Origin of the sequence: Serratia sp. PF-27 (assembly GCF_030053255.1) — a bacterium.
Taxonomy (GTDB): domain Bacteria; phylum Pseudomonadota; class Gammaproteobacteria; order Enterobacterales; family Enterobacteriaceae; genus Serratia; species Serratia bockelmannii.
Genome location: NZ_JASGBT010000020.1, coordinates 365,303 through 381,077, shown reverse-complemented (window position 1 = coordinate 381,077; position 15,775 = coordinate 365,303). Strand labels below are relative to the sequence as shown.

The following is a 15,775-nucleotide window of genomic DNA, read 5'->3' as shown; positions in this document are numbered from 1 at the left end:
GTAAACCAAATTGAATTAAGATTGGTTGACAGTATATCCGCAATATTTAAACTGGCGACACTTTTTCGTTTTGGAGACGCCATGATGGCCGACCGCATTCACTGGACAGTAGGGCAAGCCCAGGCCCTGTTTGATAAACCGCTGCTGGAACTGCTGTTCGAAGCGCAAACCGTACACCGCCAGCACTTCGACCCGCGTCAGGTGCAGGTCAGCACGTTGCTGTCGATCAAGACCGGCGCTTGCCCGGAAGACTGTAAATACTGCCCGCAGAGCTCACGCTACAAGACCGGCCTGGAGTCGGAGCGGTTGATGCAGGTCGAGCAGGTGCTGGAATCGGCACGCAAGGCCAAAGCGAACGGCTCGACCCGTTTTTGCATGGGCGCGGCGTGGAAGAATCCGCACGAGCGCGATATGCCTTATCTGCAGCAGATGGTGCAGGGCGTGAAAGCGATGGGCATGGAAACCTGCATGACGCTGGGCACGCTTGACGGCACTCAGGCTGAACGGCTGGCGGAGGCCGGGCTGGATTACTACAACCATAACCTCGACACCTCGCCGGAGTTCTACGGCAGCATCATCACTACCCGCAGCTACCAGGAACGCCTGGATACGCTCGACAAGGTGCGCGACGCCGGCATCAAAGTGTGCTCCGGCGGCATCGTCGGGCTGGGGGAAACGGTGCGCGATCGCGCCGGGTTGCTGGTGCAGCTGGCTAACCTGCCGAAACCGCCGGAGAGCGTGCCGATCAACATGTTGGTGAAGGTAAAAGGCACGCCGCTGGCGGATAACGACGACGTCGATCCGTTCGATTTCATCCGCACCATCGCGGTAGCGCGCATCATGATGCCGTCCTCTTATGTCCGCCTTTCCGCCGGCCGTGAACAGATGAACGAACAGACGCAGGCGATGTGCTTTATGGCCGGCGCCAACTCGATCTTCTACGGTTGCAAGCTGCTGACCACGCCGAACCCGGAAGAAGACAAGGATCTGCAGCTGTTCCGCAAGCTGGGGCTGAACCCGCAGCAGACCGCCACCGAACATGGCGACAACCAGCAACAGCAGGTGCTGGCTAAGCAGCTGCTGAACGCCGATACCGCCGAGTTTTACAACGCGGCGCTGTGATGAGCTGGCAACAACGTATCGAACAGGCGCTGGCAGAACGGCGTCTCAACGCCGCCTACCGTCGGCGACAGACCACCGAGGGCGGCAACGGCCGCCAGATCCGGCTCGGCGATCGTCTCTATCTGAACTTCTCGGGCAACGACTACCTGGGGCTGAGCCAGGATACGCGGGTGATCGCCGCCTGGCAGCAGGGCGCGCAGCGTTACGGCGTCGGCAGCGGCGGGTCGGGCCACGTCACCGGCTTTAGCGTGGCGCATCAGGCGCTGGAAGAGCAACTGGCGGCGTGGCTCGGCTATCCGCGCGCGCTGCTGTTCATCTCCGGCTATGCCGCCAATCAGGCGGTGCTGGCGGCGTTGATGCAGAAGGGCGATCGCATTTTGGCCGATCGCCTCAGCCACGCCTCGCTGCTGGAGGCGGCGGCGCAGTCGCCGGCCGAGCTGCGCCGGTTCCAGCACAATCAGCCGCAGGCCTTGGCGGATCTGCTGGCCAAACCCTGCGACGGGCAGCGGCTGGCGGTGACCGAAGGGGTGTTCAGCATGGACGGCGACGGCGCACCGTTGGCGGAGCTGCATCGCTTAACCCGCGCGGCGGGCGCCTGGCTGATGGTGGACGATGCCCACGGCGTCGGCGTGCGCGGTGAGCAAGGCCGCGGCAGCTGCTGGCAGCAGGGCGTGCGCCCTGAACTGCTGGTGGCGACCTTCGGCAAGGCGTTCGGCGTCAGCGGCGCAGCAGTGCTGTGCGATGAGGCGACCGCCGAGTATCTGCTGCAGTTCGCCCGCCATCTAATCTACAGCACCGCAATGCCGCCGGCGCAAGCCTGCGCGCTGCAGGCGGCGCTGGCCTGCATTCGCGAGGGCGATGAACTGCGTGCCCGGCTGCAGGACAACATTCGGCGTTTCCGTCAGGGCGCGGCGCCGCTGGCGCTGACCCTGACGGATTCCGACACCGCCATCCAGCCGCTGCTGGTGGGGGATAATCAGCGCGCGCTCGATCTGGCGAGCCGCCTGCGCGAGTGCGGAATGTGGGTGAGCGCCATCCGACCGCCGACGGTGCCGCCGGGCGGCGCGCGGCTGCGCATTACCCTGACGGCGGCGCATCAGCCGCAGGATATCGATCGTCTGCTGGAGGTATTGCATGACGTCAGTCAATGACACGGTGAACAAACAGGCGGTCGCCTCGGCCTTCAGCCGTGCCGCCGGCAGCTACGATGCCGCCGCTGCGCTGCAGCGTGACGTTGGCGAGCGCTTACTGGGGATGGGAAGTCCCCATCCGGGCGAACGGCTGCTGGACGCCGGCTGCGGCACCGGCTATTTCAGCAGCCTGTGGCGCGAGCGCGGCAAGCAGGTGACCGCGCTCGATCTGGCGCCGGGCATGCTGGACGTCGCCCGCCAACGGCAGGCGGCGCACCATTATCTGCTGGGCGATATCGAGCAGGTACCGCTGCCCGATGCGGCGATGGACATCTGTTTCAGCAGCCTGGTGGTGCAGTGGTGCAGCGATCTGCCCGCCGCGCTGGCGGAGCTGTATCGCGTGACCCGCCCCGGCGGCGTGATCCTGTTTTCCACGTTGGCGGCGGGATCGCTGCAGGAATTGGGGGACGCCTGGCAACAGGTGGACGGCGAGCGCCACGTGAACGCCTTCCTGCCGCTGGCGCAGATCCGCGCCGCCTGTGCTGAATACCGGCACGAGCTGGTCACGGAGTTACGCACCCTGAACTACCCGGACGTGATGACGCTGATGCGCTCGCTCAAGGGCATCGGGGCGACGCATTTGCATCAGGGGCGCGAGGGCGGCCTGATGTCGCGAGGCCGTCTCGCCGCGTTGCAGGCGGCTTACCCGTGCCGGCAGGGGCAGTTCCCCCTCAGCTATCATCTGGCTTATGGAGTGATTTATCGTGATTAAACGTTGGTTCGTGACCGGCACCGACACCGAGGTGGGGAAGACCGTTGCCAGCAGCGCCTTGTTGCAGGCCGCCAACCGGGCGGGCTACCGCAGTGCCGGCTATAAGCCGGTGGCCTCCGGCAGCGAGATGACCGCCGAGGGGCTGCGCAACGGCGACGCGCTGGCGCTGCAAGCCAACAGCGGCGTGGCGCTCCGTTACGACGAAGTGAACCCTTACGTTTTTGCCGAACCGACCTCGCCGCATATCGTCAGCGCCGATGAAGGTCGGCCGATCGACGCGGCGCGGCTGTCCGACGGCCTGCGCCGGCTGGAGCAGCGCGCCGACTGGGTGCTGGTCGAAGGCGCCGGCGGGTGGTTTACCCCGCTGTCGGCGGAGTACACCTTCGCCGACTGGGTGCAGCAGGAACAATTGCCGGTGATCCTGGTGGTGGGCATTAAACTGGGCTGCATCAACCACGCAGTGCTGACGGCGCAGGCGGTGCAACAGGCGGGGTTGACGCTGGCCGGTTGGATCGCCAACGACGTGGCGCCCCCGGGGCGGCGGCATCAGGAATACCTGGCCACGCTGCGCCGCATGCTGCCCGCGCCGCTGCTGGGTGAAATACCACACCTGCCGCAGGCCGAACGGGCGCCGCTGGGGGAGTATCTGGATATCAGCCTGCTGACGCAGTGAGAGGTTCTGGCTGATTGGTAACAACGCCGGGTTTTATGGCCCGGCGTTGGCTTTTACATAGCGGTAATGCAGGCGTTATCGAGATAAAGCACGCCATTTTTCGCCAGGGCAAACAGGTTGAACGTCAGGACGACATGGGTCGCCCAGACCGGGACTTTTCGCCGATTGGCGTTGAAACGATATTCGGCGTACTCGGTGTAAGCATCGGCTTTCATGACGGCATCCCAGGCTGCCGGCGCGGCTTTGGCAACGATAGAGATGCCGTTGTCCGCATGCTCCTGAATACAGGCGTACTGTAGCGTCGCAAACAGATTGCCGGTGCCGCCATTGACCGTTTTCAGGGTAAAACAGGCGCCCAGCTGTTCATACTGCGCGACGGGCACGCTCATTCTCACCCCGGCGTTGGTATTGGTGTTGCCCAATTTGCTCACTTTCAGGGCGTTGCCGCCGCCGATGCCCGCGCCGGCTTCGATACCGATAGTCACCGCGTCAGAGGTAAAGGGATCGTCGATCGTTCCGCCAGTCACTTCCCAGCCGAACGGTTTGGCGGAAAAGGCGAAATCGCCGTCTTTGAGTTTGTTATTCACGGCGCCGACCAGCGTCTGGATCCCGGCCCCACCCCCACCACCATCCAGTCGGCTATTGGCGATGACAAAGTCGCCGGTACCGCTGAAATAGCGACCGCTGGCAGTTCTTACGCCATAGAACTTCACGCTGTCGACGATAATTCCACTACTGCCTGCCTCGGCGTAAAACAGTGATGCTTGCGCCAGTCGGCTGCCGGCGACGATGATTTCGCCGCCGTGAATCAACAGCGATGCATTTTGATTGGCGCTGCAACGGAAAGGGATTTCCGTGAGCGGGCTATTATCGTTGTTGAATTCCATATGGCAGCCATGCAATTCAATGCTACCGGCTTGAACGTAGGCTATCGAACCGGCATAGTCGATCGAGGTGCCGAACAGGCGGAAGGCGCCGTTGGGGTTAGCGTTGCGAACGGCCAGCCCCTGGGAATTGCCGAGGGTGCCGCCGAAGAAGTTGATACCTTCGCCGAAGTTTTGGGCTCCGCTGCTCGTTGAGGGCATATGCAGACTTTCAAAACAGCGGATGATTTCACAGGCGTAATGGTGGGCGATATAGGCATTGGTTCCGTAGTACAGACCGAAGTAGAAGCCGGAAACATAGATGTTATTCACCGAGATGTTGCCCAGCGGCCCTTCAGGCGAATGGAAACGGATACCATCGGTATAGTTATATTCGGTCGGGGTTTCATTCTTGTCTTTGTTAACCTTGGCACCAATGCCTTTGACGGTGAAATCTTTCAAGATCGGCGCCGGTCGAATAGGAACGTTGTTATCCAGCGCGCCGCTGCTGGTATAGCAGCGCAGGAAGTAGTTATGGTCGCTTTCCGTGCCGTTAGGGATCTCGGTAGTGATGTTGACGCCGTTGCCGTCGATATAGACGAATCCGACATTAATATCGGTTTTAGGCGCCGTCCAAAGGGCAAAAGGTGCGGCGAATCTGACAATCGCAGGACGTTTCAACGTTTTGATGATAAAGTCCTGCGCCCCGACCAGTTCGTCGCGCGAACTGACGTAAATGCCTTCAATATTCAGACGTTCCTGCAGGCTCCAGTTTTTGTCGCGTAAATCCACGTATTGAATAAATGCTGCGTTGTTGTCTGTCATGCTTATATCCCTCGATATTATGGTGTCGGTGTGGCCCCTATCGAGTATGAAAAGACGGCGGGCCCATGCCTATTAGGCACAGACCGGCCGTGACTGATACAACAGCAACCTAATCGGTCACCCGAACACTTACTCCGTCAGCCCGGCGCCGATCAGCGCCTCATCCAGCTGCGCCAGCGCGCCGTGCGCCACGGTGCGACCGCTATCGAGCAGACAAAAACGATCCGCCACCCGGCGCACGAACGGCAGCTGATGCTCTACCAGTAAAATGGTCATGCCCAACTCATAGTTGAGCCTGCGGATCACGTTGCCGATGTCGGCGGCGATTGAAGGGGGCACGCCCGTCGTCGGTTCGTCGAGGATCAGCAGCGCCGGCTCCTGCGCCAGCGCACGACCGATCGCCAACTGGCGTTGAGCGCCTTCGCACAGATCGCCGGCGCGGCGGGTACGCATCTGGCGCAAATTGGGAAACAGGCTGTAGATCAGCGGCGGAATGCGGCGAGGGGCACCGCGCCCGGCCATCTGCGCCACCTGCAGATTCTCCTCCACGCTCAGCTGCGAGAAGAGTTGCCGCCCTTGCGGGACGTGGCTGATGCCGAGTGCGGCGCGGCGCTCCATCGGTTGCAGCAGCAGATTTTGCGGCGGCTGATCCGCGGGCTGCCAGGTCATGCTGCCGCTCACCACCGGCACATGCCCCATGATGCAATTGACCAGCGTGGTCTTGCCCACACCGTTGCGCCCAAGCAGCACGGTACACTGGCCGCGCGGCAGCTCCAGGTTGATGTCCCACAGGGTATGATTTTGCCCGTAAAATTGATTGACCGATCTCAGGCTCAGCATTTGGCATTCTCCTCATAGACACAGGCGCCCATCCACTCGTTGGTGGGGTGCAACAAAGGCCGCATTGGCGGTTGATTTCCCGAGTGTGGCAATGTCTGGAACAAAATGCCGTCCATCCGATTCACCTGAGCAATGTCTGCGGTGGACGGAAAGACAGTCAGTATGTCGTGAAAAACGACGTTTATGACGACTTGGTGTCGTTCTCGCGCTTTTACGAGGGGTAGCCAGGCGGTGGTTGCACGCCGCATTCGGCAGCGCATTATGCTGTCGCGCCTCGTTCGCACGCTGAAAGATAAAGCAACTCCCAGGCCAGTTTTGCTACTGGCCGAAAAGGGGGGATGTTATCGCTTTGTTAACCCTCTGCCAGGCCTGACGCGCTTTGCCGCGGTGGCCTGAAAATACGCCGAGAAGTTAACCCGGACGTTTTTTGCACTCTTGTGGTGCCCTTTGGTGAGGACATGGTGCAAGGCATTGCGTCGCCGTCAAGAGCGATCCGCGAGAAAGAGGCCGATGCGATTTTGGCAATGGGGATTTTTAGTATTAATCGGCATAAACAAAGCGATATTTTTATGAAAAAATAACTAAAAAAGCCATTTTAGCGGGTGTAAAGGGCGAAAAGCTTTCTTTCCGTAACTCCCGCCCCGGGCGGGACGGTGAGAGTTATCCACTATTCCTGTGGATAACCTTGTGTATTAGATTTAGAAAAACGCTGTAAAGCGAGAGCGGACGCGGGTTGTGTTCGCTTTGCCCGCATTCTCGTCTTTTTATTAAAACTGTTATATATCAATATATTAACTAAAATCAAGACGCAGGGGTATTGATCAGGTCTCTATGTATGATTTTTCGACGCGGTGCTATCAATAAGTTAATTCGCGGCAAGTTCTGGGGATAAATCTGTTATTGACAATAAAAATGTCACCCGGCTGTAACGTCACGGTGCAACGACATTGCCGCAGTGCCGGGTGCAGCGACGAATCCGCTTGAAGCTGGTTTTATATCCAGTATCATGGGCACTGGCGCAAATCGCCGACACTTTCCATAATTAGGGGCCATATCCGGCGCAGAGCCGGCTGGCCGCCTGAGCGCGCGCATCTCCACAGGGTAGCCGAGCAATGAGTAAACTTTTCAAACTGCATTCCGAGTTCAAACCGGCCGGCGATCAGCCGGAAGCCATTCGCAAGCTGGAAGAGGGGCTGGAAGACGGCCTGGCGCACCAGACGCTGCTGGGGGTCACCGGTTCGGGCAAGACGTTCACCATCGCCAACGTGATAGCCGATCTGAATCGGCCGACCATGGTGCTGGCGCCGAACAAGACGCTGGCGGCGCAGCTGTACGGCGAAATGAAAGCGTTTTTCCCGGAGAATGCGGTGGAGTACTTCGTCTCCTACTACGACTACTACCAGCCGGAAGCCTACGTGCCCAGTTCCGACACCTTCATTGAAAAAGACGCTTCGGTGAACGAGCACATCGAGCAGATGCGTCTTTCCGCCACCAAGGCGCTGCTGGAGCGGCGCGACGTGGTGGTGGTGGCGTCGGTGTCGGCGATCTACGGCCTGGGCGATCCGGATCTTTACCTGAAGATGATGCTGCACCTGACTCAGGGCATGATCATCGATCAGCGATCCATTTTGCGTCGCCTGGCGGAGCTGCAGTATTCCCGCAACGATCAGGCTTTCCAGCGCGCCACCTTCCGCGTGCGCGGCGAGGTGATCGATATCTTCCCGGCGGAATCAGACGAGCTGGCGCTGCGCGTCGAACTGTTCGATGAAGAAGTGGAACGGCTGTCGCTGTTCGATCCGCTGACCGGGCAGATTGAGCAGGTGGTGCCGCGTTTTACCATCTACCCGAAATCGCACTACGTGACGCCGCGTGAGCGGATCATGCAGGCGATGGAAGAGATCAAGGTTGATCTGGCGGACCGCCGCAAGGTGCTGCTGGCCAACAGCAAGCTGCTGGAAGAGCAGCGCCTGACGCAGCGCACCCAGTTCGATCTGGAGATGATGAACGAGCTGGGTTACTGCTCGGGCATCGAAAACTACTCGCGCTATCTGTCCGGGCGCGCCGAGGGCGAGCCGCCGCCGACGTTGTTCGACTACCTGCCGGCGGACGGCCTGCTGGTGGTCGACGAATCCCACGTCACCATTCCGCAGATCGGCGCGATGTTCAAGGGCGACCGCGCGCGCAAGGAAACGCTGGTGGAGTACGGCTTCCGTTTGCCGTCGGCGCTGGACAACCGCCCGCTGCGCTTCGAGGAGTTTGAGGCGCTGGCACCGCAGACCATCTATGTTTCCGCGACGCCGGGCAAATATGAGCTGGAGAAATCCGGCGGCGATCTGATCGATCAGGTGGTGCGGCCGACCGGGTTGCTGGATCCGATCGTGGAAGTGCGGCCGGTCGCCACCCAGGTGGACGATCTGCTCTCCGAGATCCGCAAGCGCGCGACGATCAACGAGCGCGTGCTGGTGACCACCCTGACTAAACGCATGGCGGAAGACCTGACCGAATACCTGGAAGAGCATGGCGAGCGCGTGCGCTACCTGCACTCGGACATCGATACCGTGGAACGGGTCGAAATCATCCGTGACCTGCGTCTGGGCGAGTTCGACGTGCTGGTGGGCATCAACCTGTTGCGTGAGGGGCTCGACATGCCTGAGGTGTCGCTGGTGGCGATTCTGGACGCCGACAAGGAAGGCTTCCTGCGTTCCGAGCGTTCGCTGATCCAGACCATCGGCCGCGCGGCGCGTAACCTGAACGGCAAGGCGATCCTGTATGGCGATCGCATCACCGATTCGATGGCCAAGGCGATCGGTGAAACCGAGCGGCGCCGCGCCAAGCAGCAGGCCTACAACGAAGCCAACGGCATCGTGCCGCAGGGGCTGAACAAGAAGATCGGCGACATTCTGCAGATCGGCCAACCGGTCAACCGCACCAAGAGCAAAGGCAAGGGCAAGGCGGTGGAGGGCGGCGCTCAGCTGCAGAACCTCACGCCGAAAGCGCTGGATCAGAAAATTCGCGATCTGGAAGCGCAGATGTACACCCACGCGCAAAACCTGGAGTTCGAGCAGGCGGCTGCGCTGCGCGACGAAATCCACCAGCTGCGCGAGCAGTTCATCGCGATTTCCTGACCGTTGGACGGCGCCCGCGCCGTGGGCGTCAAAATTCCTTGTCGGCCGCGCCAAAGCTGTTATGGTGTGCGGCCCGATTTGACCACGAAGAGTACCGAACATGAGCCAACACCAGTCTAAAGACCCGCTGCACGGCGTAACGCTGGAGCAACTGCTGAATAAACTGGTGGATCACTACGGTTGGTCCGAACTGGGCGCGCGCATTCGCATCAACTGCTTCCGCAGCGATCCGAGCATCAAGTCCAGCCTGAAGTTTTTGCGTCGCACGCCCTGGGCGCGCAAAGAGGTGGAAGATCTGTATATCGATATGGTCAGCCATCCCGCCCCAGCCAGCGATAATCCCTGGCTGCGCGGGCGAGACGGTTAAATTCGGTCAGCGGCGCGCGGCCAGCTCCACCAGCGCGTGATCCAGCGCCTGGCGCAGCAGCTGGCGATCGTGGCGGTAGGGGATGTCGCTCGCTTCCAGCGGTTGCTGAATCACCACCCGATCCTGCACTTCACTGGCATCCACCGCCGGGCCGACGATCAGCGCATCGATCATCCGGCGGCCGATCTTCTCTTCCATCAGCGTCAGCTTATCCTTTAACGACAGCGCCGCGGCGGCCACGCTCAGCTCGCGGCCGAGGTTGCCGATATAGATCATGCTGGCGCTGCTGCGGCGCAGCGCCTGGGTGAGATCGTCCAGCAGCAGCAGTGGCATCAGGCTGGTGAGGAAGCTGCCCGGCCCGATCAGGATCACGTCGGCCTGTGCGATGGCGTCCAGCGCTTCGCGCGTGGCGTTGACCGGGGGCGACAGCATCAGCTCCTGCGGCATGTGGGCCAGTTGATCGACATTCACTTCACCGTAAACGTGATTGCCTTCGTGATCGTGCGCCATCAAATCCACCGGCTGCTCCGACATCGGGATCAGCGCCGCGTCCACCTTCAGCAAGCTGCGCACCAGATTGATCGCTTCCAGCGGGCGCACGCTCAGGTGATCCAGCGCTTTCAGCATCAGGTTGCCCAGGTTATGGCCGGCCAGTTCGCCGTTGCCGCTGAAACGGTATTCGAACATCGCCGAGGCGACGCTCGGTTCGGTGATCAGCTGGTTGAGACAGTTGCGGGTATCGCCCCAGGCAATGCCGCCTTCCGAACGGCGGATGCGGCCGGTGGAACCGCCGTTGTCGGTGGTGGTGACGATGCCGGTCAGGCGGGAGCCTAAGGACGACAGGGCCGACATCACACGGCCCAGGCCGTGTCCGCCGCCCAACGCCACCACGCGGTCGAGATCGGCCAGGGTACGATTACGCATAAATTTCCTTACAAAGGGTCTGAACTGCCCGCATAAGGTAGCGGATCCGGCATAAAAACGCGATAAAGAGTGTCATTTGCGTGATTCTGGTCAATTCGTCCACGCAAGCGATGTTTATCATGGTTTACCCGAATAGGCGGCGTCTAAAAACGCTGTATAGACAATTATATAGCGAATTAACGCGTTGGCTATCGTTGCCGATTAGCGCTAGAATTCTGCTGAAAACCACGGTTTCATTCCGGCTACTCAAGGTAGCGGGAAGAGAAATCAAACTCCTAGCCCCTGCGCCTACGTTGTTCATCCGGAACGATATGGCGCCTGGGCCGTGGCGAAGTTAGCCACCAGGGTGCAGAGGGGAAACGCTCGCATCTCCCGACTTTGGAAAGGTGTTATGGTACCGCAACTCATTGATGCTTATGAGCGCAAGTTCTATTACCTGCGTTTGTCGATCACCGACGTGTGCAACTTTCGTTGCACCTATTGTCTGCCCGACGGCTACAAGCCGAGCGGCAGCCCGAAAAGCTTCCTGTCGCTGGATGAAATCCGCCGCGTCAGCCGCGCGTTTGCCGAACTGGGCACCGAAAAGGTGCGCCTGACCGGCGGCGAGCCTTCGCTGCGCCGCGATTTTACCGAGATCATCGCCGCCGTGCGGGAAAACCCGGCCATCCGTACCCTGGCGGTCACCACTAACGGCTACCGTCTGGCGCGCGACGTCGCCGCCTGGCGTGACGCCGGTCTGACGGCGATCAACGTCAGCGTCGACAGCCTGGATCCCCGCCAGTTTCACGCCATCACCGGCCAGGACAAGTTCCGCCAGGTGATGGACGGCATCGACGCCGCCTTCAGCGCCGGTTTCAGCAAGGTCAAGGTCAACGCGGTGCTGATGCGCGACGTCAATCACCAGCAACTTGGCGCCTTTCTCGCCTGGATCAAGGATCGGCCGATCCAGCTGCGCTTTATCGAACTGATGGAAACCGGCGAGGGCGGCGAGCTGTTTCGCAAACACCACGTTTCCGGCGAAGTGATTCGCCGGCAGTTGGAGCAGCAGGGCTGGCAGCGCCAGGCGCGCGGCCGCAGCGACGGTCCGGCGCAGGTGTTCAGCCACCCGGACTACCAGGGTGAGGTGGGTCTTATCATGCCGTATGAAAAAGATTTCTGCGCCAGCTGCAACCGGCTGCGCGTTTCTTCCATCGGCAATCTGCACCTGTGTCTGTTCGGCGAGCAGGGGGTGCCTCTGCGCGATCTGCTGGCGGATGACGGCCAGCTCGACGCGCTGAAGGCGCGCATCCAGAGTGGGCTGCTGAGCAAGAAGCAGACCCATTTCCTGCATCAGGGCAACAGCGGGATCACCCAGAACCTGTCGTTTATCGGCGGCTGACAGCCAATAGGAGCTTATTGAACCATGAGCCATGCGAGCAGCGAGTTTATTCCGGCGCATATCGCCATCCTGACCGTGTCCGACAGCCGCGGCGCGGCGGAAGACACCTCCGGCCAATATCTGCAGGACGCGGCGCAGGAAGCCGGCCATCAGGTGGTGGATCGCGCCATCGTCAAAGATGACATTTACCAGATCCGCGCACGGGTTTCCGCGTGGATCGCCGATGACAACGTGCAGGCGGTGCTGATCACCGGCGGCACTGGTTTTACCGCGCGCGACAACACGCCGGAAGCGCTGTTGCCGCTGTTCGACAGAGAGGTGGAAGGGTTCGGCGAACTGTTCCGCATGGTGTCGTACGAAGAGATCGGCACCGCGACGATCCAGTCGCGCGCGCTGGCCGGCCTGGCGAACCGCACGGTGATTTTCGCCATGCCGGGCTCCACCCGCGCCTGCCGCACCGCCTGGGAGCGGATTATCGAAGAGCAGTTGGACGCGCGCCATCGCCCGTGCAACTTCCAGCCCCATTTGAAGAAGCCCTGAGTCATGACACAGCTAACCCACATTAACGCCGCCGGCGAAGCCCATATGGTCGACGTATCCGCCAAGGCCGAAACGGTGCGCGAGGCGCGCGCCGAAGCCTTCGTCGAGATGTTGCCCGCCACGCTGGCGATGATCGTCGACGGCAGCCATCACAAGGGCGACGTGTTCGCCACGGCGCGCATCGCCGGCATTCAGGCGGCCAAACGCACCTGGGAACTGATCCCGCTGTGCCACCCGCTGATGTTGAGCAAAGTCGAAGTGCAGCTAGAGGCGCAAACGGAGCACAGCCGGGTACGCATCGAAACCTGCTGCCGGCTGACCGGCAAAACCGGCGTCGAGATGGAAGCGCTGACCGCCGCCTCGGTGGCGGCATTGACCATCTATGACATGTGCAAAGCGGTACAGAAAGACATGGTGATCGGCCCGGTGCGCCTGCTGGCGAAAAGCGGCGGCAAATCCGGTGATTTTAAGGTGAACGCATGATCGATATTCTTTTCTTCGCGCAGGTGCGCGAACTGGTGGGCACCGGCGCGCTGTCGATGCCGGCGGATTACCCGACCGTCGAGGCGCTGCGCCAGGCGCTGTGTGCGCGCGGCGATCGCTGGGCGCTGGCGCTGGAATCCGGCAAGCTGTTGGCGGCGGTCAATCAGTCGCTGGTGGCGGCGGATCACCCGCTGCGTGCCGGCGATGAAGTGGCCTTCTTCCCGCCGGTTACCGGGGGGTAAGCATGGAAAATACCCGCATTCGCGTGGGCGAAGCGCCGTTCAACGTCGGCGATGAGTACCAGTGGCTGGCGCAGTGCGACGCCGATGGCGCGGTGGTGACCTTCACCGGCAAGGTGCGCAACCATAACCTTGGGGACGACGTCAGCGCGCTGACGCTGGAACACTACCCCGGCATGACCGAGAAGGCGCTGGCGGAGATCGTGGCCGAGGCGCGCAGCCGTTGGCCGCTGCAGCGCGTGACGGTGATCCACCGCGTCGGTGCGCTGTATCCCGGCGACGAGATCGTGTTCGTCGGCGTGACCGGCGCACACCGCAGCATGGCGTTCGCCGCCAGCGAATTCATCATGGACTATCTGAAGACCCGCGCCCCGTTCTGGAAGCGCGAAGCCACGGGCCAGGGTGATCGTTGGGTGGACGCTCGCGACAGCGATCGCGAGGCCGCGCAACGCTGGCACGACGCGGCTAAATAACGCGTCAACAGCGGAAACAAATCAAGACCTTTGCCGCTTTCGCGCGGCCTATTCTGTGGTACGCTTATAGCAGGCGAAGCCCCGTTCGCGGGGCTTCGGAATCTTGTTTATAACGCAAAAGGTAACCGTCATGGACCGATATCCACGCTCTAATGGTTCAATCGTCGAACGTGCCAACAGCGGCATTCAGGCCTACATGGCGCAGGTTTACGGCTGGATGACCTGCGGTCTGCTGCTGACGGCGTTCGTTTCCTGGTATGCGGCCAACACGCCCGCGATCCTCAACTTCATCTTCTCCAGCCAGATCACCTTCTTCGGTCTGATCATCGCCCAATTGGCGCTGGTGTTCGTGATTTCCGGCATGGTCAACCGCCTGAGCGGCGCGGTGGCCACCTCGCTGTTCATGCTGTACTCGGCGCTGACCGGGCTGACGCTGTCGAGCATTTTCATCGCCTACACCTACAGCTCGATCGCCAGCACCTTTGTGGTCACCGCCGGCATGTTCGGTGCCATGAGCCTGTACGGCTACACCACCAAGCGCGATCTGAGCGGCTTCGGCAGCATGCTGTTCATGGCGCTGATCGGCATCGTGCTGGCCTCGCTGGTGAACATCTGGCTGAAAAGCACCGCGCTGATGTGGGCGATTACCTACATCGGGGTGGTGGTGTTCGTCGGTCTGACCGCCTACGACACGCAAAAACTCAAGGCGATGGGTGAGCAGCTGAACGCCGATGATAAAGACAGCTTCCGCAAGTACGCCATCGTCGGCGCGCTGACGCTGTATCTCGACTTCATCAACCTGTTCCTGATGTTGCTGCGTATCTTCGGCAACCGCCGCTAAATCCCTTGTCTTTCAAGCCTTAGGGTATCTGGCGATCAAAAAGCTCTGCATGTGACATGCAGAGCTTTTTTTATGCGATCTTGCGGCGGAACAGCGCGTAGGCGGCGCTGCCGGTGGTGGCGGTGATCACCAGCAGCGGCCACAGGCTGCGCCAGATAATGCTGAAGCTGGCGTCCTTCAGGTAGATCTGCTTGGTGATGTCGGTGAAGTGGCGTATCGGGTTCACCCAGGTCAGATCCTGCAGCCACACCGGCATATTCTCCACCGGCGAGACATACCCCGAGAGCAGGATCGCCGGCATCATGAACACGAACACGCCGATAAACGCCTGCTGCTGAGTGGCGCACAGCGACGAGATCAGCAGGCCGAAACCGACCAGCGACAGCCCGTAGATCAACATGGTGGCGTAGAACAGCAGCAGCGATCCAGCGAACGGGATCTGATACAGGAAGATGCCGATCAACAGCACGATGCTGGCCTGGAAGCTGGCGACGATCAGCGCCGGCACCGCCTTGCCGATAAAGATCTGCCAGGTGGTGAGCGGCGAGACCAGCAGCTGTTCCAGCGTGCCCTGTTCGCGTTCGCGCGCCACCGACAGCGAGGTGACGATCAGCACGCCGATGGTGGTGATCATGGCGATCAGCGACGGCACCACGAACCATTTGTAGTCCAGATTCGGGTTATACCAGTTGCGCACCACCAGCTCGCTGTTGTTGGGTTTGGCGCGGTTGCCGAGCAGCTCCTTCTGATATTCCTGCACGATCTGCTGTACGTAGTTGGCGGCGATCTGCGCGCTGTTGGAGTTGCGCCCGTCGAGCAGCAGCTGCAGCGGCGCGGTGTTGCCGGTGGCGATATCGCGCGAGAACTGCGCCGGGAAGCGGATCAGCAGCAGCGCCCGTTGGTTATCGATGGTGGTCTTTATCTCCTGCGGGCTGCGCAGCAGCAGCACGTGTTGAAAGGCCTTGGCCTTGGCGAAGCGCTGGGTCAACTCCACCGAGGCCTGGCCGCTGTCTTCGCTGTAGACCGCGATGGTGGCGTTGGTGACTTCCAGCGTCGCGGCGAACGGGAACAGCAGCACCTGCAGGATCACCGGCATGATTAAAATGGCACGGGTTTGCGGATCGCGCAGCAGCGCCTGCATTTCCTTGATGATGAGCGTCAACAGACGATGAAACATCGC

The 15,775-nt window shown here is 61.0% G+C and carries 16 protein-coding genes and 1 riboswitch; of the genes, 12 read left to right on the top strand and 4 right to left on the bottom strand.

Features of this window, described 5'->3' with window-relative positions; genetic code table 11:
* The first annotated feature begins 84 nt into the window (after positions 1–84).
* The 4 genes from bioB to bioD are packed head-to-tail and all read left to right on the top strand — an operon-like array spanning position 85 to position 3,697.
* Positions 85–1,122, top strand: coding sequence for a biotin synthase BioB (gene bioB / locus QMZ29_RS14845; protein ID WP_025301918.1), 1,038 nt, complete (start codon positions 85–87; stop codon positions 1,120–1,122).
* The gene (bioF, locus tag QMZ29_RS14840; protein ID WP_261424289.1) at positions 1,122–2,273 is read left to right on the top strand and encodes an 8-amino-7-oxononanoate synthase; all 1,152 of its coding nucleotides are present in this window, start codon (positions 1,122–1,124) and stop codon (positions 2,271–2,273) included. Before bioB ends, bioF begins: the two co-directional genes overlap by 1 nt.
* Positions 2,257–3,024 (top strand): malonyl-ACP O-methyltransferase BioC, encoded by a 768-nt coding sequence (gene bioC, locus QMZ29_RS14835; RefSeq protein ID WP_261424287.1) that lies wholly within the window; start codon positions 2,257–2,259, stop codon positions 3,022–3,024. Before bioF ends, bioC begins: the two co-directional genes overlap by 17 nt.
* Entirely contained in the window at positions 3,017–3,697 is a 681-nt protein-coding gene (gene bioD / locus QMZ29_RS14830; protein ID WP_164099927.1) for a dethiobiotin synthase, read from the top strand. Before bioC ends, bioD begins: the two co-directional genes overlap by 8 nt.
* Positions 3,698–3,750: 53 nt before the next feature.
* Here the strand turns inward: bioD and QMZ29_RS14825 are convergent, their stop codons facing one another.
* Both QMZ29_RS14825 and QMZ29_RS14820 read right to left on the bottom strand, forming a co-directional pair.
* On the bottom strand, positions 3,751–5,385 hold the full coding sequence (locus QMZ29_RS14825) for a hypothetical protein (protein WP_025301922.1): 1,635 nt from the start codon (positions 5,383–5,385) through the stop codon (positions 3,751–3,753).
* A gap of 129 nt (positions 5,386–5,514) precedes the next feature.
* Positions 5,515–6,225, bottom strand: coding sequence for an ATP-binding cassette domain-containing protein (locus QMZ29_RS14820; protein ID WP_089180645.1), 711 nt, complete (start codon positions 6,223–6,225; stop codon positions 5,515–5,517).
* A 1,112-nt stretch (positions 6,226–7,337) separates the two neighbouring features.
* On the opposite strand from QMZ29_RS14820, the gene uvrB reads away from it, so the two are divergent.
* Both uvrB and QMZ29_RS14810 read left to right on the top strand, forming a co-directional pair.
* Positions 7,338–9,350: an excinuclease ABC subunit UvrB gene (gene uvrB / locus QMZ29_RS14815; RefSeq protein ID WP_025301925.1), complete on the top strand. Its 2,013-nt coding sequence runs from the start codon at positions 7,338–7,340 to the stop codon at positions 9,348–9,350.
* 100 nt (positions 9,351–9,450) lie between these two features.
* Positions 9,451–9,717 carry a VF530 family protein gene (locus QMZ29_RS14810; protein WP_004939783.1) on the top strand — a complete coding sequence of 89 codons (267 nt, stop codon included), beginning with the start codon at positions 9,451–9,453 and terminating at the stop codon, positions 9,715–9,717.
* Positions 9,718–9,723: 6 nt separating this feature from the next.
* Here QMZ29_RS14810 and QMZ29_RS14805 read toward each other — a convergent pair whose 3' ends face one another.
* Positions 9,724–10,641, bottom strand: coding sequence for a gluconeogenesis factor YvcK family protein (locus QMZ29_RS14805; protein ID WP_025301926.1), 918 nt, complete (start codon positions 10,639–10,641; stop codon positions 9,724–9,726).
* Positions 10,642–10,901: 260 nt separating this feature from the next.
* Positions 10,902–11,046: riboswitch (molybdenum cofactor riboswitch) on the top strand.
* Here QMZ29_RS14805 and moaA point away from each other — a divergent pair.
* The 6 genes from moaA (at position 11,033) to QMZ29_RS14775 (ending at position 14,595) form a co-directional block, all read left to right on the top strand.
* Positions 11,033–12,019, top strand: coding sequence for a GTP 3',8-cyclase MoaA (gene moaA, locus QMZ29_RS14800; RefSeq protein WP_004939778.1), 987 nt, complete (start codon positions 11,033–11,035; stop codon positions 12,017–12,019). It overlaps the preceding riboswitch by 14 nt.
* 24 nt (positions 12,020–12,043) lie before the next feature.
* Positions 12,044–12,559 carry a molybdenum cofactor biosynthesis protein B gene (gene moaB, locus QMZ29_RS14795; protein ID WP_025301928.1) on the top strand — a complete coding sequence of 172 codons (516 nt, stop codon included), beginning with the start codon at positions 12,044–12,046 and terminating at the stop codon, positions 12,557–12,559.
* A gap of 3 nt (positions 12,560–12,562) precedes the next feature.
* Positions 12,563–13,042 (top strand): cyclic pyranopterin monophosphate synthase MoaC, encoded by a 480-nt coding sequence (gene moaC, locus QMZ29_RS14790; RefSeq protein ID WP_004939770.1) that lies wholly within the window; start codon positions 12,563–12,565, stop codon positions 13,040–13,042.
* Positions 13,039–13,284: a molybdopterin synthase sulfur carrier subunit gene (moaD, locus tag QMZ29_RS14785; RefSeq protein WP_004939768.1), complete on the top strand. Its 246-nt coding sequence runs from the start codon at positions 13,039–13,041 to the stop codon at positions 13,282–13,284. Before moaC ends, moaD begins: the two co-directional genes overlap by 4 nt.
* A gap of 2 nt (positions 13,285–13,286) precedes the next feature.
* The gene (moaE, locus tag QMZ29_RS14780) at positions 13,287–13,754 is read left to right on the top strand and encodes a molybdopterin synthase catalytic subunit MoaE (protein ID WP_004939764.1); all 468 of its coding nucleotides are present in this window, start codon (positions 13,287–13,289) and stop codon (positions 13,752–13,754) included.
* A gap of 130 nt (positions 13,755–13,884) precedes the next feature.
* The gene (locus tag QMZ29_RS14775) at positions 13,885–14,595 is read left to right on the top strand and encodes a Bax inhibitor-1/YccA family protein (RefSeq protein ID WP_033637508.1); all 711 of its coding nucleotides are present in this window, start codon (positions 13,885–13,887) and stop codon (positions 14,593–14,595) included.
* 70 nt (positions 14,596–14,665) lie between these two features.
* Here QMZ29_RS14775 and QMZ29_RS14770 read toward each other — a convergent pair whose 3' ends face one another.
* Positions 14,666–15,772, bottom strand: a complete 1,107-nt coding sequence (locus QMZ29_RS14770; protein WP_049208965.1) for an ABC transporter permease — start codon at positions 15,770–15,772, stop codon at positions 14,666–14,668.
* Positions 15,773–15,775: the final 3 nt, after the last annotated feature.